This window comes from Chryseobacterium sp. LJ668 (genome assembly GCF_019613955.1).
In the GTDB taxonomy this organism is placed as follows: Bacteria; Bacteroidota; Bacteroidia; order Flavobacteriales; family Weeksellaceae; genus Chryseobacterium.
This window is the reverse complement of the sequence record NZ_CP080443.1, coordinates 130,506-154,639: the sequence shown is the minus strand read 5'-3', so window position 1 is coordinate 154,639 and position 24,134 is coordinate 130,506. Positions and strand designations below refer to the sequence as shown.

Annotated in this window: 19 protein-coding genes; 14 read left to right on the top strand and 5 right to left on the bottom strand. The window is 36.3% G+C overall.

The window, feature by feature from the left end; all coding sequences use genetic code 11:
- Nucleotides 1-545 precede the first annotated feature (545 nt).
- The 10 genes from K0U91_RS00710 to K0U91_RS00665 all read left to right on the top strand — a co-directional run bounded on the left by K0U91_RS00710 (nucleotide 546) and on the right by K0U91_RS00665 (nucleotide 11,277).
- On the top strand, nucleotides 546-1,142 hold the full coding sequence (locus K0U91_RS00710) for a Crp/Fnr family transcriptional regulator (RefSeq protein ID WP_219970978.1): 597 nt from the start codon (nucleotides 546-548) through the stop codon (nucleotides 1,140-1,142).
- A gap of 600 nt (nucleotides 1,143-1,742) precedes the next feature.
- The gene (locus K0U91_RS00705) at nucleotides 1,743-3,896 is read left to right on the top strand and encodes a catalase (protein ID WP_220180010.1); all 2,154 of its coding nucleotides are present in this window, start codon (nucleotides 1,743-1,745) and stop codon (nucleotides 3,894-3,896) included.
- Between the two features lie 24 nt (nucleotides 3,897-3,920).
- A complete protein-coding gene (locus tag K0U91_RS00700; protein ID WP_220180009.1) occupies nucleotides 3,921-4,478 on the top strand; it encodes a YciE/YciF ferroxidase family protein in 558 nt (185 codons plus the stop codon).
- Nucleotides 4,479-4,537: 59 nt separating this feature from the next.
- Nucleotides 4,538-5,716: a PQQ-dependent sugar dehydrogenase gene (locus tag K0U91_RS00695; RefSeq protein WP_220180008.1), complete on the top strand. Its 1,179-nt coding sequence runs from the start codon at nucleotides 4,538-4,540 to the stop codon at nucleotides 5,714-5,716.
- 5 nt (nucleotides 5,717-5,721) lie between these two features.
- Nucleotides 5,722-6,687, top strand: coding sequence for a gluconolaconase (locus K0U91_RS00690; protein ID WP_220180007.1), 966 nt, complete (start codon nucleotides 5,722-5,724; stop codon nucleotides 6,685-6,687).
- Nucleotides 6,688-6,813: 126 nt separating this feature from the next.
- Nucleotides 6,814-7,011 carry a hypothetical protein gene (locus tag K0U91_RS00685; protein ID WP_219970973.1) on the top strand — a complete coding sequence of 66 codons (198 nt, stop codon included), beginning with the start codon at nucleotides 6,814-6,816 and terminating at the stop codon, nucleotides 7,009-7,011.
- Between the two features lie 132 nt (nucleotides 7,012-7,143).
- A complete protein-coding gene (locus K0U91_RS00680) occupies nucleotides 7,144-7,485 on the top strand; it encodes a CCC motif membrane protein (RefSeq protein ID WP_220180006.1) in 342 nt (113 codons plus the stop codon).
- A gap of 394 nt (nucleotides 7,486-7,879) precedes the next feature.
- Complete coding sequence (locus K0U91_RS00675; protein ID WP_220180005.1) at nucleotides 7,880-8,380, top strand: CinA family protein; 501 nt, start codon at nucleotides 7,880-7,882, stop codon at nucleotides 8,378-8,380.
- Nucleotides 8,381-8,810: 430 nt separating this feature from the next.
- Complete coding sequence (gene ccoN, locus K0U91_RS00670) at nucleotides 8,811-11,072, top strand: cytochrome-c oxidase, cbb3-type subunit I (RefSeq protein ID WP_220180004.1); 2,262 nt, start codon at nucleotides 8,811-8,813, stop codon at nucleotides 11,070-11,072.
- Between the two features lie 10 nt (nucleotides 11,073-11,082).
- A complete protein-coding gene (locus tag K0U91_RS00665) occupies nucleotides 11,083-11,277 on the top strand; it encodes a CcoQ/FixQ family Cbb3-type cytochrome c oxidase assembly chaperone (protein ID WP_220180003.1) in 195 nt (64 codons plus the stop codon).
- 169 nt (nucleotides 11,278-11,446) lie between these two features.
- Here the strand turns inward: K0U91_RS00665 and ccoG are convergent, their stop codons facing one another.
- Nucleotides 11,447-12,901, bottom strand: a complete 1,455-nt coding sequence (ccoG, locus tag K0U91_RS00660) for a cytochrome c oxidase accessory protein CcoG (RefSeq protein WP_220180002.1) — start codon at nucleotides 12,899-12,901, stop codon at nucleotides 11,447-11,449.
- Between the two features lie 676 nt (nucleotides 12,902-13,577).
- Here ccoG and K0U91_RS00655 point away from each other — a divergent pair.
- Nucleotides 13,578-13,874, top strand: coding sequence for a hypothetical protein (locus tag K0U91_RS00655; protein ID WP_220180001.1), 297 nt, complete (start codon nucleotides 13,578-13,580; stop codon nucleotides 13,872-13,874).
- A 66-nt stretch (nucleotides 13,875-13,940) separates the two neighbouring features.
- Here the strand turns inward: K0U91_RS00655 and K0U91_RS00650 are convergent, their stop codons facing one another.
- Both K0U91_RS00650 and K0U91_RS00645 read right to left on the bottom strand, forming a co-directional pair.
- A complete protein-coding gene (locus K0U91_RS00650) occupies nucleotides 13,941-16,655 on the bottom strand; it encodes a sensor histidine kinase (protein WP_220180000.1) in 2,715 nt (904 codons plus the stop codon).
- 351 nt (nucleotides 16,656-17,006) lie between these two features.
- Nucleotides 17,007-17,606 carry a YciE/YciF ferroxidase family protein gene (locus tag K0U91_RS00645; RefSeq protein WP_219970961.1) on the bottom strand — a complete coding sequence of 200 codons (600 nt, stop codon included), beginning with the start codon at nucleotides 17,604-17,606 and terminating at the stop codon, nucleotides 17,007-17,009.
- 661 nt (nucleotides 17,607-18,267) lie between these two features.
- Here K0U91_RS00645 and K0U91_RS00640 point away from each other — a divergent pair.
- The 3 genes from K0U91_RS00640 to K0U91_RS00630 are packed head-to-tail and all read left to right on the top strand — an operon-like array spanning nucleotide 18,268 to nucleotide 21,587.
- Nucleotides 18,268-19,296, top strand: coding sequence for a glycosyltransferase (locus tag K0U91_RS00640; protein ID WP_219970960.1), 1,029 nt, complete (start codon nucleotides 18,268-18,270; stop codon nucleotides 19,294-19,296).
- The gene (glf, locus tag K0U91_RS00635; protein WP_220179999.1) at nucleotides 19,289-20,392 is read left to right on the top strand and encodes a UDP-galactopyranose mutase; all 1,104 of its coding nucleotides are present in this window, start codon (nucleotides 19,289-19,291) and stop codon (nucleotides 20,390-20,392) included. The genes K0U91_RS00640 and glf overlap by 8 nt, the downstream gene beginning before the upstream one ends.
- Nucleotides 20,382-21,587 (top strand): hypothetical protein, encoded by a 1,206-nt coding sequence (locus K0U91_RS00630; protein ID WP_220179998.1) that lies wholly within the window; start codon nucleotides 20,382-20,384, stop codon nucleotides 21,585-21,587. Before glf ends, K0U91_RS00630 begins: the two co-directional genes overlap by 11 nt.
- Nucleotides 21,588-21,654: 67 nt before the next feature.
- On the opposite strand, the gene K0U91_RS00625 is transcribed toward K0U91_RS00630, so the two are convergent.
- Together K0U91_RS00625 and K0U91_RS00620 are read right to left on the bottom strand one after the other, a co-directional pair.
- Nucleotides 21,655-23,364, bottom strand: coding sequence for an FAD/NAD(P)-binding protein (locus K0U91_RS00625; RefSeq protein ID WP_220179997.1), 1,710 nt, complete (start codon nucleotides 23,362-23,364; stop codon nucleotides 21,655-21,657).
- Between the two features lie 131 nt (nucleotides 23,365-23,495).
- Nucleotides 23,496-24,122: an alpha-ketoglutarate-dependent dioxygenase AlkB family protein gene (locus tag K0U91_RS00620; protein ID WP_220179996.1), complete on the bottom strand. Its 627-nt coding sequence runs from the start codon at nucleotides 24,120-24,122 to the stop codon at nucleotides 23,496-23,498.
- Nucleotides 24,123-24,134: the final 12 nt, after the last annotated feature.

Sequence of the window (24,134 nt, the reverse complement as noted above, 5' to 3'; positions counted from 1 at the left end):
AAAATAATAAGGCGGCCATGAAGATAATGTGTTTTGCCTCTTTTACTAATATATACGAGACAACTTCGTTTAGAATACAATTGCTCCTTAGTTGAGACAGGAGACGAGATTAAATTGATATTATTTATAGTTAGCAAATATCGTGCAAGTATTGGAAAAGTGATATGTTTTGGATCATATTATGACAGATTTTTTAATTATTCAGTAATATAGTTATCACTTTCTATGCAATGTAAAAATGAAGTTTTTTCGTTTTACAGGAGATTTATACGCAGTTTTACCATTCTCGTTTTGTAATTAAAGAAATGAATATTTATCATTAATTTAAAAAAGACAATAATAGCTTTGATGATTTTAAAAATACTTCTGATTATCTGTGGGTTGATCGCAATATGCAGTAGGTATGATTTGAATCATACATACGAAATGTCATATACTGTTAAATTTGAAAAACAGTAAAATATACACTATTTAGTGATATAATTATTTACAAAAATATTTCTGTTGAGTTGTACGTAATTTTAAATATCCATAATTTTTAGAGCATGCTAGTCGATGAAGATTTACTCTTTCGTTATGGGGGAGAATTAATGAGTTTTGACAAAAATGATATTATCTTTAGAGAGTCGGAAACGCCCAAGTTTTATTATCAGATAAAGTATGGTAATGTAAAGATCAACAATTATCATCAGGAAGGGAAAGAGTTTATTCACAGCTTTCCCACTACAGGACATTGCTTGGGTGAGACTTTTATATTTTCTAACAGACCATATCCTGTAAATGCCGTGGCAATGACTGATGCAGAAATCATCAGGGTACAGATCGCAAGATTTTTAGAGCTTATAAAGAATAATCAAAACATATTATTTAAGCTGTATCAATATACTTCGGAGAGAATGCATTACCGCTACGTGATGCTCAATAGTTTGTCTTCTACAAATCCTTTTAACAAAGTAATCTGTGTTATGGATTGTCTGAAGGAGTATCATAACGTTACAGAACAATACTTATATCAAATTCCTTACACTCGTCTTGAAATCGCTTCGTTAACAGGTTTGAGAGTTGAAACTGTCATACGGGTAATCAAAAGAATGGAACGGGAGAATATTGTAAAAATTGTGAATGGAAAAATTTTTTATTAATTATTATATTGGCATTTATATACAATAATAGACAGTATATTATTTAATTAAAAAACGTAGATTATATATTTACAAATGTTGGCACAGTCAGACTTTATTCTAAATCGTTCTGATAAGAAAATGCTCAAACATTCTTTATCCTTCTACTTGTACTTCTCAAATTCATTTTACGGTGGGTTGTACATCTGCAATGAGAATATTTTAATATAATAAGCAGGTGATCAATTCTATTTCATCCTATATGACTATGGTCATACGTTTTAAAATCTAATTCTTATTATTTTTGAGATACACCAAATAAACGAACTATTAAATGAGCAGTTATTACATTAAAAAAAAGTAATGATCTTTCTGTTTCACATGCAGAAAAACTATTCGATCACGTCATATTCAAATTTTTTAAAAACATGTGGGCGCTTTTCCGCCTAATTCCCGCACGTATTATTTGCTAAGTGGCACCAATATTCAGAATGATTCTGCCCATAAAACAAATTATTGAACAGATAATCTTTAAGATAACCGTAAAAGCAATTACTAGAAGAAATAAACACGTCTTCTCCAAATAAATCATATCAAAACAAAACAACAACAATATTAATTATGGAAAATGAGAGTTTAGGATCAAATTCGAAGCGTGATCAACTTCAAAATCATACGACGGATAACAGCAATGAAATGCTGACGACTAATCAGGGATTAAAGATCAACAACAATCAGGACTCACTGAAGGCCGGAGAAAGGGGCCCTTCTCTTCTTGAAGATTTTATTTTAAGAGAGAAAATCACCCACTTTGATCATGAAAGAATTCCTGAAAGAGTAGTTCATGCAAGAGGTTCCGGTGCTCACGGTGTTTTCAGACTCAACAAAAGTCTGGCACAATACACCAAAGCAAAATTTTTAAATAATGTCGATGAGGAAACTCCTGTATTCGTTAGATTTTCTACAGTTGCAGGGAGTAGAGGAAGTACGGATCTTGCTCGTGACGTAAGAGGTTTCGCAGTGAAATTTTATACAGAAGAAGGTATTTACGATCTAGTAGCCAATAATATTCCTGTATTTTTTATCCAGGATGCCATAAAATTTCCGGATCTGGTACATGCTGTAAAACCTGAGCCTGATAATGAAATTCCTCAGGCATCTTCAGCCCACAATACTTTCTGGGATTTTATTTCCTTAATGCCCGAAAGTACTCATATGATTATGTGGCTGATGAGCGACCGTGCAATTCCTAGAAGCTACCGTATGATGGAAGGATTTGGAGTGCACTCGTTTAAATTTATTAATGAGCAGGGAGACGTTCACTTTGTTAAATTTCATTTTAAACCGAAATTGGGTGTGCATTCTGTAGCATGGCCGGAAGCTCAGAAGATCTCTGGGAATGATCCGGATTTCCACCGCCGTGATCTTTGGGAAGCCATCGAAAACGGAGCCTTTCCCGAGTGGGATTTTGGGGTACAGATCGTTCCTGAAGCCAACGAACATGACTTTGATTTTGACCTTCTAGATCCCACAAAAATTATTCCCGAAGAGCTTGTACCTGTCCAGTTGGTCGGTACATTGACGCTAAACAGAAATCCTGATAATTTCTTTGCTGAAACCGAACAGGTAGCATTTCACCCCGGTCATATTGTTCCCGGTATAGATTTTTCAAATGATCCGCTTCTTCAGGGAAGATTATTTTCTTACACAGATACCCAACTTACCAGATTAGGATCTCCGAATTTCCATGAAATTCCTATAAACAGATCAATTACCACTATCCACAATAATCAGCGTGACGGCCATATGCGTCAGCAAATTGCAAAAGGGAAAGTGAGTTATGAACCAAATTCTATTGGCGGTGGCTGTCCTTTTCAGGCTATGATGAAAGACGGAGGTTTTGCTTCACAGGAAGAACGCGTAGAAGGCCATAAAGTAAGAGCAAGAAGCGAAAGCTTTGTAGATCATTACTCGCAGGCAAAATTATTTTACAACAGTCAGTCAGCATTTGAGAAAACGCATTTGCAGAATGCCCTGGTTTTTGAACTGTCAAAAGTTACTATTCCTGCAATCCGAGAAAGAATGGTTGGTCAGCTTGCCTTTGTTGATAAAAAGTTGGCTAATGAGGTTGCTTCACGTTTGGGAGTTGAAGTGAAGATTCTTGAACAGCCTAATCAAAGCATTCCCGCAGACGCAGATCCGGCAAGTCTTCAGAGTGCTGAGATTGAACCGGCTATAAGTTTTTCAGATGCTCTAAGCATGGCAAATACGGTTAAAGATTCCATAGAGAGTCGTGTAATAGGTTTTATGATGACAGATGGTTTTGATGCAGCTTCTACCGATCGTCTGATCGAAAAATTGGAAGGACAGGGAGCAGTGGTACAATATATTGGCGATTCTGTAGCACCTGTAAAATCATCAGACGGTCAGGCATATATTCCAGATCATGCCTTGTCTACAACTTCAAGTGTTTGCTTCGATGCATTATATATATGTGGCGGCGCAGAATCTGCAGAAGGTTTCATTAGACCCGGAAATAAAAACATGACGATTGATTTCATTAACGAAGCATTTCGTCATTGTAAAGCAATTTATTTTGGAGCGGAAACCGAAGCAGTTAAAAATCTTACAGATGTCGCATTGATGCTGCATGATGATCCGGGAGTAATAACTGCAGATGATTCTGATGCTGACGATTTATTTGTTGATGCAATAGCCAATCACAGAGTTTGGCAATTTGAAAAGGAAAGAAACGGACTGATACAAACGAATTAAGAGAAACCATTTAACATTAATATTATGAAAAAGACAAACAATCAGAACGAAAAAAAAGCGGGCAAAGTTACCGCAAAATCTTCAGCTGCCGATGGGCTCAGAGAATTATTTGTCGATGAGCTAAAAGACATAATCTATGCAGAAAGAGCATTGGTAAAAGCACTGCCAAAAATGGCTAAAAATGCGACTGAGCCAAAATTGATTGCTGCGATTGAAGAGCATGCTGCCGTAACGGAAGGCCAGGTAGAGAGATTGGATAAAATTTTCGAAATCCTTGGAGAGTCAAACCGTGGTAAGAAATGTGATGCCATGGAAGGTCTCATCAAAGAAGGCGAGAGCATTATGGAAGAAACCGAAGCTGGCCCTGTACGTGATGCCGGAATAATTTCTGCTTCTCAGAAAATCGAGCATTATGAGATCGCATCTTACGGAACATTGGCCGCTTTTGCAAGAACGCTTGGCGAAGAAGAGATTGTCTCATTGTTGGAGGCTACACTTGCAGAAGAAAAAGAAGCAGATGCATTGCTTACAGATTCTGCATACAATTCTATCAACTTCGAAGCTGCAGAAGCAGATCAATAATCTAATAACTTTTCATCAGGCTGCACTCTTTGCAGCTTGATGTTTTTAAACTATTAAAGATGAGCGATAATAATATTTTTAAAATCATACCTCTGGTGGCTGCTTTTGTTTTTTCAAACACCTCTGCGCAGAGAGGAATTCCTCCCGGTGATGTGACGAAAATTACCCATTCAACCAATTACCCGGAACATCTCGATTTTCTTCCCGAAATGGTTAATCTCTTAAAAGTTCCTGATGGATGGGCGGTTTCAATAGCCGCATCGGGCTTAGGTAAGCCCAGAATGCTGTACCATACATCTGAAGGAAATCTCTACATCACCAGACGTGATACCGGTGACGTTCTGCTGCTCAAAGACAGCAACAGGGACGCTAAATTTGAGGATGTAAAAACCGTTGTTGCAGAATTTAAAGGTGTCCACGGAATTACTTTGAAAGATGGCTGGCTTTACCTGTGCAATAATACTGAGTTGCGCAGATACAGGATCAATTCAGACGGTACGCTTCGTGACAAAGAAATGCTGTTCAATGATATGCCTAGCGCAGGACAGCATCCTAACAGAACAATGGATTTCGGACCAGACGGAAAACTCTACATCTCAATCGGAACGCTTTGCAATGATTGCAAAGAGTCTGATCGTGAAGCTGCAAGTATGGTGCAGGTTGACCCCGTAACCTGGAAGCGAACGATTTTCGCATCCGGGCTTAGAAATACTATCGGTTTCGACTGGCATCCGCAGACCAATGAATTCTGGGGAATGGATAATGGTGGAGATGCGAAAGGGGATGACTGGCCACCAGAAGAATTAAATAACATCAAAGAAGGTAAAAGCTATGGTTTTCCTTTTGCCTATGCTAAAAAAGAAGTCGACGAAACCCGGGAAGACCCTGCCGGAAACAGCAAAGAAGAATGGGTAAAAACAACAGAATCTTCCTCAATGGAATATCAGGCACATATGGCACCTATTGGTTTTCAGTTTTTCCCTACAGGCACAACATACAGCGGAGATGCACTTGTTAACTGGCACGGATCATGGAATAGAAGCAAATCTGTAGGATTTAAAGTACAGAAAATAAGGTTTTCTAATGGTAAACCTGTTTCAGCAGAAGATTTCCTGACAGGTTTCCTTAATGGTAAAACCAGATTTGGAAGACCGGCAGGAATAGCAATTACAGCTTCAGGTACAGTCTACATCTCTGATGATGCTAATGGTGTTCTTTATAGTATCAAGCAAAAATAAAAAGTATGAAAAAGATAATATTATGTGTTTTTATGGCCGGCTGCGCATCAGTAATCCCGGACCAGCCCACTACAAGAATAGAATTTAACGCACCCGAAGCTTATCCTGAAGGCATTGCGTATGACAGTAATGCTGATGTCTACTTTGTTTCATCGGCCAGATTGGGCAGCGTTGGGAAAGTTACTCCTGCAGGAGTCTACAGTTTATTGATCAATGATCCTACATTTAAATCAACTTATGGAGTAAAAGTGCATCCAGACGGAAAACGTTTGTTCGTATGTGTGAGTGATGCGAATTACAGCAAATTTACATCGTCCGAAACGCGCAAAAAAATGGCAAGACTGGTAGGAATTGATATCGCGACAGGAAAAAAAACTGATGATATTGATCTGTCAAAATTGGTTCCGGGAAAACATTTTGCCAATGATCTCACATTTGACAGTCAGCAGAATGCTTATATAACCGACAGTTTTTCAAATGTTATATATAAGGTAACACCCACAGGTGAGGCATCTGTCTTTGCTGATAGTTCAATGTTCAAAACAGAAGGAGTAGGTCTCAACGGAATTGTTTTTCATCCGTCCGGATATCTGCTTACAGTAAGCAGTGGAACCGGGTCTTTGTATAAAATAGACCTGAACAATTCTAAAAATATCACCAAAGTTGCAACAGAACAGTTTTTTATGAATGGCGACGGACTATTGCTCACAGAAAACAGAAAACTTGTAGTGGTACAAAATGGGGGAAGCGATAAAATATACGAGCTGACATCAGAAGACAATTGGTCTTCTGCAAAATTATCGGCATCTACTTTGGTGGCAGACCGTTTTACCTATCCGTCTACTGCTGCCATGGCAAAAGATAAAATATGGATTATGAATGCTAAATTTTCTGAATTAACTGATAGTACATCAGTTCCTTCGAACAAATTTTCCATTCAGCATGCACGACTGATGCCATTACCACGATAATATACTACTTTAAAATAATGCAGTACCAATCTATTAAATTATGAAAAAATCAATTGCAATCCTTTAGCTGTTGAAATTAACTTTTTAGAATAACCAATAAGAATCGATTAATTACACCACCACTTTATGAAAATTCAGAATATTAATACTAATTCAAATACATCGAATATAAAGAAATTTATATTTACTTTTATTTTAGCAGGACTTGTAACGAGTTTATCGTCATGCAGATGCGATTTGGTAGAAGAAAGCGAAGATCCGGAAAAGGAAACAAATAAAACTTTAGGAATGAATGTTGACAGTCTTGTTTTAAAGAAGATGTAGTCAGTTTCTGGAATAATTAAATTACTTTCATAAACATCAGAAAAAGAAATTTAAAGAGATATAATCTGAAATTAATCGGCAATACAGGTTGCAAATCCTATTAAAAGTTCGGCCTACAATAAATTTACTATAATGAGAGATTCCAAATTACCATATGCAACTGCAGTACTTGTACTGGGAATTTCTTCAATAGCGTTATGCTGTTGTTACGGAGTTCCCGGAATTCTTACAGGGATTATTGCTCTTTTCTTATACAGAAGAGATAAAAGAATTTACGAAAAAGACAAAGAAAAGTATAACAATTTCGACAGTTTAAAAACAGGAAGAACGCTCAGTATTATCGGTATGAGCATGAGCTCACTCTATCTTTTGTATTTACTTTTTGCATATTCAATGGTAGGTGAGGCAGGGTTGTCAAATCCTTCACTGCTGCTGAAAAAGATTGAGAAAACGTATAAAAAAAATAATAGTTAAAATATATTTAATGATTTTAGATCATATGTACAGTTTCTCAAAGCATGAAAAAGCATTAGCATACTGTATCGTATGATCTGAATCATTTTTTTAACTTCGAAATCAAGAGACTGCTTATTAGCATTGATCATAATAATCAAATGTAATGATGCATAATCTCACAATTTTAAATTGACACCAAATCATAAAATATATAAATTATGAAAACAGAAGTTTTTCATTCGCCGTGTTATATAATCCGCGATCCCTTAGTTCAAAGCAAAATCGACGATCACTTCGATTTAATTCACACAGAAATCCCATCTATGATTTGCGGCAATCATTTTTTTGGAATCAATGATTCCATAATTACACAGAAAAGGCAGCAATTTTTTTAATATCAAAAAATATTCTAATGGAGTTTAAACAATCTTTGCTGAATTATATCGGCGGAGCACTAAAAAATGCCAATGAATCAGTTGCTATGGCAGAAAGTGTTACTGCAGGTTACCTGCAGTTTTCATTTTCGCAGATGAAGGATGCATCCGATTTTTTTAAAGGAGGAATGACCGTGTACACCCTTGAGGAAAAAGTAAAACTTCTGAAGGTCAATGAGCAGGAAGCAAGAAGTTGTAATTGCGTTTCACAACAGATTGCCAACGAAATGGCTCTTCATGTTGCCGAATTATTCGGTACAGATTGGGGAATATCAATAACGGGGTATGCCACTCCCGTTGAAGAATCTGATCAGAAAATTTTTGCATATTTCTCATTCGCCTATAGAAATGAAGTAGTTCTATCCAAAAAATTAGAACTGCATCATAAAACACCTCCCTCAACAGCTCAACAATATTATGCAGAATTTATTCTGGGCTGCTTTAAATGTGAACTCAATCAAATAATCATCTTAAAATAAAGCGATACGAAATCAAAAATCATATGAACTGATTACTGGTGCAATAAGCGGAATAAGATACGAAATAACAAAATTGTTTGAGCCTGTCGGATATTTTTTATGTGTAAATAATATAAAAATTAATTCAGACTGTTAAATGATTACGGAAGTTTTAGCACAGCTACTTGTAAGAACTATTGCGAAATGATATTAAAAGATTATTCATATGCATCCTATGCTTACTATAATACTCGCTGTCGCCAGTGCGGTAATAGGAGATTTTTTGTCGGCAATCCTTGGTCTAATTTTCTAAAAATTGAAGGATTTCGGACCCATACCAGATTTTGAAAAGTGCAGACATTTATGTCAATATTGAAAATCAGTACAGCTTTAAAACTTTAAAACAGATCTAAACTTATTATTGTAAAATTCCCAAAAATTAAAAATTTTTATGGAGCCTCAAAAATTTAGTTACGATAACGCTATTGTTAGAGCGTTTTTATATTCTACGGTAGTATTTTCTCTCGTCGGATTCATCTTTGGATTAACGGCCGCTTTGCTCCTTTTTTATCCTGAGCTTCCCGAATTTTTGTTTGGAACGGATGATGCTACAATCAAATCAATTTCATCAAATAATATACAAGGTCTGATGGATACTCAGGGCGCATTCGGATTCGGGCGGATCAGAATGCTTCATACTACAAGTGTCATTTTTGCTTTCGTCTGTAATGTTGTATATGTAGGTGTTTATTACTCGCTTCAAAGGCTACTAAAAACCCGAATGTACAGCGATACCCTTTCATGGATCCATTTCTGGACGTGGCAGATCATGATTGTGACAACATACATTACTTTTTTTATGGGGATCAATACTTCAAAAGAGTATGCAGAGCATGAATGGCCCATTGATATATTGATCGCATTCTCATGGATAGTTTTTGGTCTGAACATGTTTTTAACCATTGCGAAAAGAAGAGTCAGACATTTATATGTGGCGATCTGGTTTTATATAGGAACATGGATTGCGGTTGTAATGCTGCATATCTTTAATAATCTTGAAGTACCGCTCAGTTTCACAACATGGAAGTCATACTCTGCCTATGCAGGAGTAAAAGATGCTGTCGTACAATGGTGGTATGGGCATAATGCTGTTGCCTTTATTCTCACAACACCTGTTTTGGGATTGATGTATTATTTTTTACCAAAGGCTGCAGATCGTCCTGTGTTTTCATATAAACTCTCTATCATTCATTTTTGGTCATTAATATTTGTATATATCTGGGCGGGGCCACATCATTTGCAGTACACATCAATTCCGGCTTGGGCGCAGGCAGTAGGGACAGGTTTCTCCATTATGCTAATCGCACCTTCTTGGGGCGGGATGCTGAACGGGCTTTTGACGTTAAGAGGAGCTTGGGATAAAGTACGAGTAAATCCTATTCTAAAATTCTTTGTTGTCGCTGTAACTTGTTATGGTATGGCAACTTTTGAAGGACCATTGCTTGCAACTAAAAACATCAATAAAATAGGGCATTTTACAGACTGGGTGATCGGCCATGTGCATGTTGGTGCTTTGGGCTGGAACGGTTTTATGGCATTTGGGGTCATTTATTATCTGATTCCCATTTTATGGCGTACGCAGATTTGGTCTGTGAAGCTTGCAAATTGGCACTTTTGGCTGGGTACACTAGGGATTATTTTCTACGTCGTTCCGATGTATATTTCAGGATTTACCCAAGGGCTTATGTGGAAACAATTTAATCCGGATGGAACCTTGCTTTGGAAAAATTGGCTCGATACGGTAACGGCAATTATTCCCTATTTTCAGCTGAGGTTTGTTGGTGGCCTGTTTTATTTTTCAGGTGGTGTTTTAATGGCGATCAATTTAATAGCAACGGTAAGAAAAGGGTCTTTTCAGAAAAACGTACCTGCAGAAGCTTTTGCTTTGGCAGACATCAGCAATAAACGCAAGGAAGGAGAGGGAGCTCATCTTTGGCTTGAGCGTATGCCTGTTTTATTGGGGATTCTGTCATTTTTTGCTCTTTCAGTAGGAAGTTTGATCGAGATCATTCCAACATTGTCGATGGACAGATCGGTACCTACCATTTCTGCAGTAAAACCTTACTCGCCGCTAGAACTTGAAGGAAGAGATCTCTACATCAGAGAAGGGTGCAATGCATGTCATACACAAATGGTAAGACCTTTCAGAGATGAGGTCATCAGATTCAACGGTAAAAACGGACAGTATTCGAAAGCAGGTGAGTATATCTATGATCGTCCTTTCTTATGGGGTTCAAAAAGAACTGGGCCAGATCTACATCGGGAAGGCGGGAGAAACCCCAATTCATGGCACTACAAACACATGTATAACCCGAGGTCTACTTCTGCAGGCTCTATCATGCCTAGATATCCGTGGTTGATTTCAAATAATTTAAACCGTTCTGCTATGGTAGATAAAATCAGGCTGCTAAAAAAAGTATATAATGTTCCTTACACAAAAGCTCAGATAGACTCAGCAGATCAGTGGGCAGATAATCAGGCGACGGCAATTGTGCGCGATATTTTTATTGAAGCTCCGGATCTGAAAGCAGCTTACACCTCCCGACCACCGGGAGAACTTGAGGGAAAAGAAATTATTGCACTTATTTCCTACTTACAAAGATTGGGAACGGATATCAGAACGAATGAAATAAAAACGGCTTCAAATAATTAAATACAATGCTATGAAAATAAATGTTCTGACCCCAATGTTTGTAGAAAAAGAGACCACCGGGCTGTACGAGGTGCTGTCTTTGATTTCTATCATGCTGATATTATTAGCTGTAGTCATCTATATTTTCACCAGAAAGTATACCAGAGACGAAGTGCGCGCACCATTGGAAGACGATAATACGACAGATTCTGCGCATCAGAAGTAACATGAAAGCGGCACTTTAAAAGAGAAAAAAGAAGAATTTTCAAAATGGTAAAGCAGATGAAGAGGGCTCCGGTAAATGTTTCGGTAATCAACGCATGAGAAGTTGAATGCCCTAAACATATTATCTGAACACTATTGATTATAGCAATCCGTAAACGATTTAAAAATTCTTAAAACTGAATTTTAAAAGGACCTTCAAAGTACGTGTCATAGGTATCGAGAAGATTTCCTTCGTGATCATAAACCCCGATTTTTATATTTTGTTTAGATAATTTGATTTGTTTTTCAGGAAAACTTATATTAATGGTTCCTTTCACAATTTTATCCCTTGCAACCGTAATTTTGCTGGAGGTACTATATGTAATTTCACCATTTTGAGGTTCTAATATTCTGATGTTTACAATTTTTTTATCATTTGTTTTGTTTAAGAAAGTATAATTATACGTATTAATGATTTTTCCCTCTCTTAAGAAAAAAGTACTTCCCGCAGGCTTTATAAATTTTGCTTCCATATCTGCGCGACTGTAAACCAGGTAGCCAAGTAATAACTGTAACCCGACCAACAGAATGGTAAAGCCTTTCATCCTAGAGTTAAATTTCGATGGTATACCCGTTTCAATTTCCTTTTCTGATGCATAACGTATCAAACCTTTTGGCAATCCTACCTTATCCATTACTTCATCACAGGCATCGATACAGGCAGTACAGTTGACGCATTCAAGTTGCTGGCCGTCTCTGATGTCTATACCGGTAGGGCAGACTACCACACATTGATAGCAGTCAATGCAGTCACCTTTTCCTGCTGCGCTTCGATCTTCACCTTTTCTCCATTTCGCTCTGTTTTCTCCACGATTAAAATCGTAAAATACATTGATTGTTTCTTTATCGATAAGCACCCCCTGAAGTCTCCCATACGGGCAAACCAAAGTACAAACCTGTTCTCTGAACCAGGCGAAAACAAAATAGAACGCCGCGGTTAGAAGAATCATCACAATAAAATTGGTGGGATGTTCAAAAGGCCCTTCCAGCAAAATCCTGAAGACTTCTTTATATCCTACAACATACATAAACATAAAATGGGTAAAAATCAGAGAAAGTATAATGTAGATCGACCACTTAAGACCTCTTTTCCATATTTTTTCTGAGTTCCATTCCTGGCGGTCAAGTTTCATCTGCTTATTTCGGTCGCCTTCGATGGCATATTCAATTTTACGGAAGACATTTTCCAAAAAAATTGTCTGAGGACAGATCCATCCGCAGAATATTCTTCCGAAAGCGATTGTAAAAATGATGATACAGATCAAAGAAACAATTGCTCCGATTGTCAGGATGAAAAAATCCTGCGGATAAAAAGGCTGACCTGCGATAAAAACCTGACGACTGATAATATTAAGCTGTAATGCAGGATTACCGTTTATGGTAATAAATGGAAGCGTAAAATAAAAAGTTAGCAAAGCGTAAGCAACAATATTCCTGTAATTGGTATATCTGCCTTTAGGTTTTTTGGGAAATACCCATTTTCTTTTACCGGATTGTTCCATCGTGCCGATAGAATCTCTGTAAGTTTCTGGCTCGACGACTTGCCCTTGACCGCCTTTCACTTCCTGTTTATTATAATCTTCCATATCTGTTCTTATATTATTGTGAATGGGATGAAAACTACAAAGTAAATCAACTAAAAATTAAGAATAACATCTCCACAATACCATTCATACTGTTTGCCCCAAAATTGATTTGTCGCTACCCCTGTTCATTTAAAATGACAATATGAAAAGCACCAATTTTATACCATCATTCAATAAAAAATTTAGCATTCAATAATTTATATTAATACTATGACTATGATCATAAAGACAGCTTTACCACCAAAATAAATTAGCTAACAATAGGTGTATTATTTTGGTAAAAATTATTTGTTAGGGATAATTATAAAGTAGATTTGAGAATAAATGATAAATGAGGGTCTTTATTACTGATGAAAAAAGTAACTTACAAACAAGCGAATTAGGAAATATTTTATAATAATCCGTTGTTTTATGTATGAAATTAATGAATAATATCAATTAAAAGAATATTTTAATTCATATAATAATACTTAAATTTAATATAAATTATATGTTAAAATGTATTAAGTTTGCAGATAAAGCATCTCATTTTCAAACTAATAGGATTTCAACTAAAAGCTTTATAAAAGTATTAGATTACTATCGTGTAATTCTTTAGTATTAATGAAGTTTGATTATGAGTTGTTGAATTATTCATTCTACCAAATCCAAAATCGCAAAATAATAACACAAACTCTTGAGCGTAAATACTCAAAAAAAGATTTTAGATTTAGATAAGATGAATTACCAGGAAGCATTAGCCAGAACCTTAAAACTTCAGCAATACGCCGCAGAATTTAACCACAAGGATGCAAAGTATATAGTTGTTCCCGCAAATTATAAAGAAATGGAAAAGTTTCTCCATGATTACAATAATCGGTCTGATCAGCAGCAAGAGATCAACTGCACAGAATATTGCTCAGACGGAATTTTTTCAGTTTACAGAATAGATCAGTTTTCTCAGGAAAAATTTACGCCTAAAATTCTGAAGTAATAGTTTGATTTAACCTTTTTATAATAATACTGTTATTGTACTTAGTAAATTGATTTTATCCATTCACTATTTTATTTTCCGATTATCTTGATGAGCAGGTAATTCGAAATAAAAGGTAGATCCTTTTCCCAGACTACTTTCTGCCCAAATTTCACCTCCATGTGCTTTAATTATTTCTGCACTGAGGTAGAGCCCAATTCCGAAGCCCGCAATTTTGTTGTCTTGCTTTACCCGGTAATAGCGCTCGAAAAGCTTTTTAAGATTTTCCGGCTGTATTCCCATTCCTCTATCTTTCACAATGAATCTGATGTTTTTGCCGGCCCTTTCAAAAGAAATATCTATTCTGGAGCCTACTTCTGAGTATTTTACGGCATTGCTTACCATATTATTCAGTACCTGTGCTATTTTTGCCCGGTCTGCATTTACTGTCGTCGTCGGCGCAGGATCTACAATAATCTCATGCGTAGAGTATTGTAGCTGATAGTCAATACTTACTTCTGTAAATAGGGCTGATATTTCGAAGTCAGCCTTTTCGATATGCAGTTTTGCAGATTCAAGTCTCGAAACATCCAGAAAACCATTGATCATCTCAGTCATGTGTCTGATCTGTTTAAGAGACTGCACATATGCCTGTTTTTGGAAACGGTCTTCTGTGTTTTCTGCCTTTTTGAGAAGCAGCTGCAAATATGTATTTACTGATGTAAGCGGTGTTTTTAGCTCGTGTGAGACCATTCCTATAAAATCATTTTTACGCTGTTCTTCTTCTTTCAGCCATTGAATGTCTGTAGTAGATCCTATCCACATGGTGATGGCTCCATTGTCATCCAGAATAGGAGAGGCTATATTCAGGTGCCAAATGAATTTACCCTCTTTATTTTTAAAACGCATTTCAGAAACATGCGCAACACCGGTTGCTGCTGCTTCCGCTAAACCTGATTGAAAGTGCTCAAGCTCATCCGGATGTATCATTTGCTGATACCCGAAATCACGAAGATTTTCAAAGCTCATACCCGAATATTCAAGCCATCTTTTATTAAAAAAAGTGACTTCTCCGTTGGGTAAGGCGTTCGATATCTTAGCAGGGATAAGATCTGCAAGCATTTTAAAGTAAGCCTCACTTTTCTCTACTAATTTCCGTGCATTTACCTGCTCGGTAACATCTACTGCCACTACCAATATATCAGCAATATTTCCGTTTGTATTTGCGATTGGCTGATATACGACATTAAAGAAAATCTCTTTTAATTCCTGCTCATGCATCAGCATAGCCTTTATTTCATTTGCATAAAATGGTTTTCCAGTAGAAAAAACGTTATCCAGTAAGCCTAGAAATGGCTGGTCTTTAATTTCAGGAAGCGCTTCTTCTAATGTAATTCCTATGATGCTGTCGGTTTTGCCCCATAATTCCAAAATTTTATTGTTCGCTGATTCTATGACCAAGTCTCTGCCCTGAAGAAGGCCTATAGCAACGGGAGCCTCATGGAAAACGTATTTAAATCTTGACTCACTTTTTGACAATTTATTATTAAGTTCAGATAACTGATGATTAGCCATTGACAGCTGATCGGCGTACTTTTCGAGCTGCTTTTTTGCCCTTATTCTGTCTGTGATTTCGAATGACATTACAAGCACACCATCGCGTTTTCCGTCTAAACCGGTTAAAGGCTGGTACGTATAATCAACAAAGGTTTCACGGATCATTCCGTCTGGCTCTACAAAAAGTACCGGGCTTTCTTTTATATCAATAATTTCTCCGGTATGCATTACGCTTCTGAGCTGTGATGCAAATGGCTGATCGGCAAGATCCGGCAAAATTTCGAGGAAAGGTCTACCAATTACCTCATCCCGCGTTTTTTTCCAGTAGGCGAGGTTGGCATCATTGATCATTTCAACGATGAGCTCGTCATGGCGTATTACGACAACAGATGCAGGCAGCATATTGATAATCTGATTTAAATTATTGTTTGCCTGATCGAGATTTATTTGATTATCTACAATATGTGTGACTTCAAAAGTGATGATAAATACTCCATCTACCACTCCTTCAGAATTAAATCTGGGAACGAATGTGAATGTAAAATAGCGTTCCTCTAATGCCCCATGCTCCAGAACTGAAAGAGGAACAAGCTGATCGCTAAAATTCAGGGAAACTCCTTCCTGATATACCTTATTTAATGCACGGTTGATCTCCGAATCCTGCAATTCTGGTAATGCTTCAACAAAAGGTCTTCCTAAAAGTGCTCTTTCAGGTACCAATGACTGATAGACGGGATTTACCAGCTCGAATATCAATTTCTTTCCTGATAAAACAGCTATGCCTGCAGGAATTTGATTTAAAATCGCATTTGTGCGTTCCCGTTCACATTCTGAAGCTGTCTTTTCTTCTGCGATTTTCTGTTCTTTGCTTTCTGCGGCATTTTCCATTGCCCAAATAGCAATTTTTGAAATCTGACCATTATCATCCAGAACAGGAGCATAGATGAATGTCACATTGATGTCCTTATCTTTACTATAATCAGTAAATATCATGCTTACCTCATCCGCATAAATGGTCTCTTTGTTTTTGATAACATTTGAAATTATTTTTCTATCAAATGTATATTGATCTGCGAAAATGTCAAAAATGGATTTTCCAGCGAGAGTTTCTTTAGACATCCCGGAAAACTCTGAAAACCTGTCATTGCATAATTCAACAGCAAAATCATTGACATCTAATATACAACTGCCGATTGGTGCCGACTCGATTATATTTTTTAGCAGAGGAGTATCAGATAATTTCATTTTAGTTCTAAAAGTGCTAAGGTAATGTAAATAGATATTAATGCAAATACCGAATTTCATCAATAAAACTAGATTTCCGGATTTTAAATTTTAAAAAATAATTTAATTCACTTTAAAAGGAATGTCTGTTGATGAATTTTCGCGTTATTAATAAAAACTAAAAACTAAAAACTATGAAAATATCTAACACTAAAAATTAAAAAACTATTGCTTATTTTCAAAAATCGATCACACTGTAAGAGTATTGATTACTACATTTAATTATTAATCATATCAAAGTGTCTTCATTAAAAGAAGTCATAAAAAAAGCAGCCATAAAAAGACTGCTATCAGTTTGTAAAGAATATACTACTATTTTGCCGCTTCCAGATTAATTTCAGAAATGGCAAGTTCAGTTAATAATGTATCACAATTTTTTTCCTCATCTAAAGTAGACTGAAGGATGTTCATTGCTTCCTCTTCCTGAAGTAACTTGCAGTATGATACCAAAGTACCGTAAGATGCAATCTCATAATGTTCAACTTTCTGTGCAGCTGCAATGATTCCTGCATCTCTTACTGCTCCTGCTTCCGTTTCCTCCATGATACCTTCACCTTCTTTTATCAGCCCATCCATCGCATCACATTTTACTGCTTTTGCTTTTTCTCCCAATGCCTCAAATACTTGCTCAAGACGAGATACCTGCTCATCAGTCTCTGTTTTGTGGTTATTGATTGCTTCTTTAAGTTTAGGAGAGGTAGCATTTTTCTCCATTTTAACCAATGCTTTAGAAAGATGGGTTTCAGCCCAGTACAGATCTTTTAATCCATCGATTAGAAAATCTCTTAAGTTTTCTGCAGCATCACTTTTAGCTTTAATTTTCCCTGTAGAAGCACTTGGTTTTGATTTAGTACTTGTGTTGTTTTCTGTTTTATCAGTAACAGTCGTTTTTGTACTTGTCGATTTTGCCATAATATTTAAGTTTTTTGGTATTTAGTTTAGTTGCTAAAAGCATACCAATTTTACACTTTTAATAAAAAATTATTTATTTTTTAGATAATTCAAAATGGAAAGGAAGTTTATGTACTATAAATTATATTTATGGTTCTTTTTAAAGCAAATGGACTGTTTTGGCTAAATTTAAAAAAATTAGTAAAAATTGATTAATAATCGATTTTTGGCACAATTTATTCAATACACATAAATACTTGGATAAGCAGAATTTTTTTGAATATAAAATATCCTCACTTGCTGATATCTTTTCAGTTTTATAAAATATTCAGGTATGCCTGGATTTTTCTATGATAATTTAGAGATTGGTTAATGTTTAACATTCTAAATTAGATATACAAAGTGCGTTGTATATAAATACATCCTGTTATGATCGATTATTTTAATAAAATAATAAATACCGACGATCATTATAAATTTTACAAATGCCTTGTACCTGATACTCAGTTGTATATAGATCTGTATGTTTATAGTCATAAAGAAAGCTGATTTGAATCATTAAATTGTCAATATCAAAACCAAATTACAATACAATATTATGCAGAACTTACTATGTTTCAGCCATTTATCGTGGAACTTTGTCTACCAAAGGCCACAACACCTTTTAACAAGGTTTTCAAAAATGTACCAAGTCTTTTATTTTGAAGAGCCAAAGATCGGAGATTCCGACATGTATATTGTCAATATTCAGGACGGAGTATATATCATCGAACTTCTGGTAACCAATCATGATGATACGACCAATGAAAGAATCCGTAATCTTATCAGACAGCTGATGGTGGAATATGACATTGAAGATTATATCAGCTGGTATTATACTCCGATGGCTCTTCAGTTTACCGATCACCTTAATCCTGAAATTTTAATTTATGATTCTATGGATGAGTTGTCTGCATTCAAATTTGCCCCACCTCAAATTCTCCAGCTGGAGCAAGAACTTTTCCGAAAAGCTGATGTTGTTTTCACAGGCGGAAACTCTTTGTATCAAGCCAAGAAAAGCCGTCACCACAATATCCATGCAATGCCAAGCAGCATTGATAAATTACATTTCGGAAAAGCAAGAAGTGTACATTCAGACCCATTTGACCAGTCATCCATAGGCTTTCCTAGATTAGGTTTCTTTGGTGTTGTTGATGAGAGATTTGATATTGAGCTTCTCCGTACTGTTTCTGCGCGGCAGCCAGACTGGCAATTTATAATCATCGGTCCAGTAGTAAAGATCAGTCACGAAGAATTACCGAAGGCACCAAATATTCACTATTTAGGTCCAAAAAGCTATTCAGAATTGCCTAATTATATTGCTCATTGGGATATTGCGCTTATTTTATTTGCGCTCAATGAATCTACTGAATTTATAAGCCCTACAAAAACCCCGGAATACCTTGCCGCAGGAAAACCTGTGATATCAACTGCGATTAAAGATGTTGTTCATCCGTATGGCAATGCAGGTCTTGTGCAAATCATTGATGATGCAGAATCATTTATTTCAGCTGCTGAAAAAATCTTTGCCGATACCGAGAAGGACCATTGGCTTCGAACAGTTGATCATTTTCTGGCAGATGATTCCTGGGATAATACCTTTAATAAAATGAATGCTTTAATCAATAATGTAAAAATTAACAACAAAAAAAAACAAATCAATCATGTATGATTTTTTAATTGTGGGCTGCGGCTTTGCCGGTGCAGTATTAGCAGAACGTCTTGCGTCAGAAGGGAAAAAAATATTAATTGTGGACAAACGTGATCATATTGCCGGAAATGCTTATGATTATTATAATGATGAAGGAATTCTCATTCATAAATACGGACCTCACATATTTCACACCAATTCTGAAGACGTTTTTAAATATTTAGGAAAATTTACCGAGTGGAGACCTTATGAGCATCGGGTTTTAGGAAGTGTAGACGGTTTATTGGTTCCTATTCCCATTAACCTTACCACAATTAATGAACTGTACGGTAAAAATCTTACATCTGATGAGGTTACAGATTTCCTGGCGTCAAAAGCGGAAAAAAGAAGTCCGATTCGTACTTCAGAAGATGTCGTATTAAACGTAGTGGGAAAAGAGTTGTATGAGAAATTTTTTAAAGGGTATACTAAAAAACAGTGGGATCTTGATCCTTCTGAGCTTGATGCTTCAGTGACTGCACGTGTTCCGACACGAACGAATAAGGATGACCGTTATTTTACAGATACTTATCAGGCAATGCCCAAACATGGATACACCGAAATGTTTAAAAAAATGCTGTCTCATAAAAATATCAGTATCATGCTGCAGACAGATTATAAGGATATTATTGATGTAATACCGTTCAGAAGATTGATTTACACAGGTCCGATTGACTCTTATTTTGATTACTGCTATGGTAAGCTGCCGTACCGATCTATTAATTTTAAATTTGAAACATTAAATCAGGAAGTTTATCAAAACACTGGAACAGTGAATTATCCGACCTCAAATCTGTACACCAGGATTACTGAATTTAAATATTTAACAGGACAAAAAAACCCGAAAAGCACGATCGTTTATGAATACCCGACTGCTGAAGGAGATCCTTATTACCCAATCCCGAGAAAACAAAACCAGGAAATTTACAATCAGTATAAAAAACTGGCAGAAGAGCATCCGGATGTTTTTTTCACAGGTCGACTCGCCACTTATAAATACTATAATATGGATCAGGTAGTGGCACAGTCGCTCGCACTGTACCGAAAAATTAAAAATCAGGAAGTACATGTTCAGTAATGATTTTCTACAGTCTAATCAGAATCCTTTCAAGAGTTTTCTAATGGGTGGTTTTGAATGTGCTGATCATCAGAATGCATTCGGAAACCGTGTAGATCTGTTGCATGCATCTGGCCATGACCGTTATCTTGCAGAGGACTATGATAGATTAAATTTAATCGGAATCAAAACCGTACGCGAAGGAATTCGATGGAGCAGGATTGAAGCCAAAGCTTATCAGTATGACTGGTCGGAAGTGCAACAGATGATCAAAATATCCAGAACGAAAAATATCCAGGTAATCTGGGACATTTGTCATTTTGGTTTTCCGGATGATCTCACACCGCTTCATCCGATGTTTGCCAGGAGATTTGCTCATCTCTGTCGAGAATTTGTTTTGATGTACAGAAAATTGGTTCCGAATGGGATTTTAATTGTAACCCCAATCAATGAAGTAAGTTTTATTTCATGGCTTGGTGGCGACGTCAGGGGCACATCACCGTATTGCATCGGGCAGGGTTGGGAAGTGAAATATGCTTTGATGAAAGCATACATTGAAGGTATAGAACTCATGAAAGAAGTTGATCCTACAGTAAGGATAATGGTTACAGAGCCCTTGGTCAGTATTGTCACTAATAACGAAAGTGACAGTTTATCTTTGCTGACTGCCGAGAAAAAACATTTTGAACAGTTTCAGGTTCATGATATGCTCTCAGGAGTTATCTGTCCGGAGCTCAGAGGTACACCGGAATATTTAGACATCATCGGAGTTAATTATTACTTTAACAATCAATGGATCAACGAAACCCACGAATTTTTACCATGGGCCGATGATCCGCCGCATCCTTTATCCCGCACGTTGCATTCGCTTATTGAGACGGTCTTCACCAGATATGGAAGACCCATTGTCATTTCTGAAACAAGCCATCCTGGTGAAGACCGAGGAAAATGGATTCAATCGATCGCAAATGAATGCATTTCTATTTTAAAAACAGGAATTCCGCTTTTAGGCTGCTGCTTTTACCCCGTTATAGACCGTCCGGATTGGGATCATTTAGATTATTGGCATCACAGCGGACTTTGGGATATTGATGATGAAATTTCTCTCGAAAGACTTCCTCATCTTGAGAGTCTGGAAATCATCAATAGTTTTCAAAGCTCGTTAAGATTTGATAAACAACCTGTAATTATGCAAACTGTTTATCCGTTAGTTTAATGATTAAAAGACTTTGCAAACGAGAAGGCAAGCACAAATGATGAGATTATAATTAAGTATGAAATTATCAATTTAAAAAAGACTGAACGATAGTTTCACCGGCAGTATCACAAAAATCTAATCCTGAATAATCAGGATTCAAGCCTCCAATAAATGCTACTGCCATAATATAAAGATTTTCTTTTACCTTTCCGTAAGCGTCCAACGCCTGAAAATAATCATTGATGCTTAAACCTTTTACCTGCATGTAATAATTCTCATTCCAACCGGCTTTTACCATTGCATTACCTTCTTTTAATAATTTTATTGCTTCTTCGTTATTTTTAAAATTAAGATATCCGGTGCTTAAATCACCGTTTTGTTTTAATCCATCAAATGGCAGATCATTAAAATTAAGAGGCCGTTGACCAGTGGCGTCAACGTACATTTTATAATAGCGTTCAACAGGATTTCCATCTTTATCTTTATATTGATATAATGCACCTTCAACATCGTAAGGTGTTACTGTACTTGCAGCGTCTACATTGTTTAGATTTATCACTCCGGCATCGTATAATGCGATTATTTCCCGATAGGATGACTGTGGTAGCGCGGCAATAATAATCGAAATGAGAGGCATCAGAACTTTATTCAGCCTAAGCATATCTTCAGCAGAAAAATGTTTCGCAGGATAATTCATTGCATAGCTGAAAGAGGTCAGTGCTTCTTTCCAGGAGATTGACTGGTGTCTTTTGATTGATTTTTCCGCTTCTGCATATTCTGCCTTAAACAATTCAAAACTGTCTAATTCTTTTCTGAGCTTCATCATTTTATCTACAAACTCTTCGATATTCATATCTTTAATTGTATCGTAAAATTCAGGATCTTTTTTCTGAAGGATCAGTTTAAAATTTTTGTTGAATACATAATCCAGATCTACAAAGCCGCCATGATTTTTTTTGTAGTCATAAATTTCTTTAAGGGTCATCTTCCAATCTGAAGAATATGCTTCGTCTTCAGAATGAAATCTTAAAGCCGGTAAAAAACCACTCAGCGAATAAAGATCAATACTAAAATTTTCTGACTGTGAATGCAGTGTATAATTTACATGACCATTTTCATCGGTATTAAAAGTACCGTTTATTCGGGATAAGGTTTTTATGATATCTACAGCAGTTAACGATGCACCTTTTACTGCAACCGGATGGTTGGTTGCTGCATTAAATTTTGAGGGAGGATAAGGAGAATCGTACCAGCCTTTGTGACGGTCTTCGTAAGACTTTGACCAATAATGCCCTGTGCATAGAATGACAGTATCCGCCTTATAATTAGCGTCTTCCGTAATTATTGAATATTGTCCGGATTCAGCATTACCTATAATGTCTATCACTTTTGTATCTGTAAAAGCAGTAATTTTGATTCCCATGCTTTTAGCAGCTTTAATATAGGCTTCAAATTGGTTTTCAAGATAATCTCCCAGAAGTAATCTCGGAATGACCTGATCCCTGTTAATTTTGCCATCTTTACTATAATCAGGGAAATCTGTAACTTCATTTCTCTTGATGTATTCTTCAATATCAGTCAGAAGTTCCGGTAACTCGTTGGCAGATACATTGGCAACATGCTCTTTTCCCGACCCGTGTTGGCCATAGGGCATTCCTGTTCCGAGTCTTTCATTTTTTTCAAAAATCAAGATAGTGTCGGGTTTTATTTTTTTTGTAATGATATGTTTTAATAAGAATAAAGCAGCCGGACCTCCGCCGATAAGTGCAATAACTTTAGAATTAATGTTTGACATGGTTATAATGAAATTTATCCTGAGCTTACTTCAAAAGTTGTTCCTTAAATATTTTATTATACTTATAAAATAATTACATTCTTATGACTATAATCACATCTGAAAATAATACATTTTTTTCTTTATAATCATCAATGATTTAATAAATTATTTATTGAAATTGTTCGGAATGTAAGATTGATCCTTGGCTGCATGGCAATCCTGGTTTTTGCAATCCTATGTTCCCAGGCTGTATGCAAATCTGCTTTCATAATAAGAAGTGAACCGTTGTGCAAAGGTAAGCTGTAACTTTTTTTGGATTCGCCAACCTTTCTGAAATCAAAATCTCTTGTCTGCCCCAAGCTGACTGATGCAATGACCGGTTTCTTCTTAAACTTATCTTGTTTATCCTTATGCCATGCTACAGAATCGTTTTCGTTTCGGTAAAGATTAAGGAGAACGGCATTGAAACTTTCACCACACACCGCTTCTATTTTTTCTTTCAGTTGTAGGAGTTCTGGTGTCCATTCATTGAAATCCACCAGTCTTTTATCGTCTTGTGAAAATTTTGAGAGATCAGAAAACCACGCTATTAAACGAGGTGTTGTTAAAATTTTATCATACATCTTTTGTGAAGTCTGTACCCAGGGAGTGTCTTTAAGCAATGTATTCATCAGATCATATGCTTCATCATCAGATAAAAAGTTTTGTCTGTAATCCAGCAGGTCAGTAGGAAACTGATAGTGATCATCTGCATCAAATAAACTGAGCTGTTCCATAATCGATACATT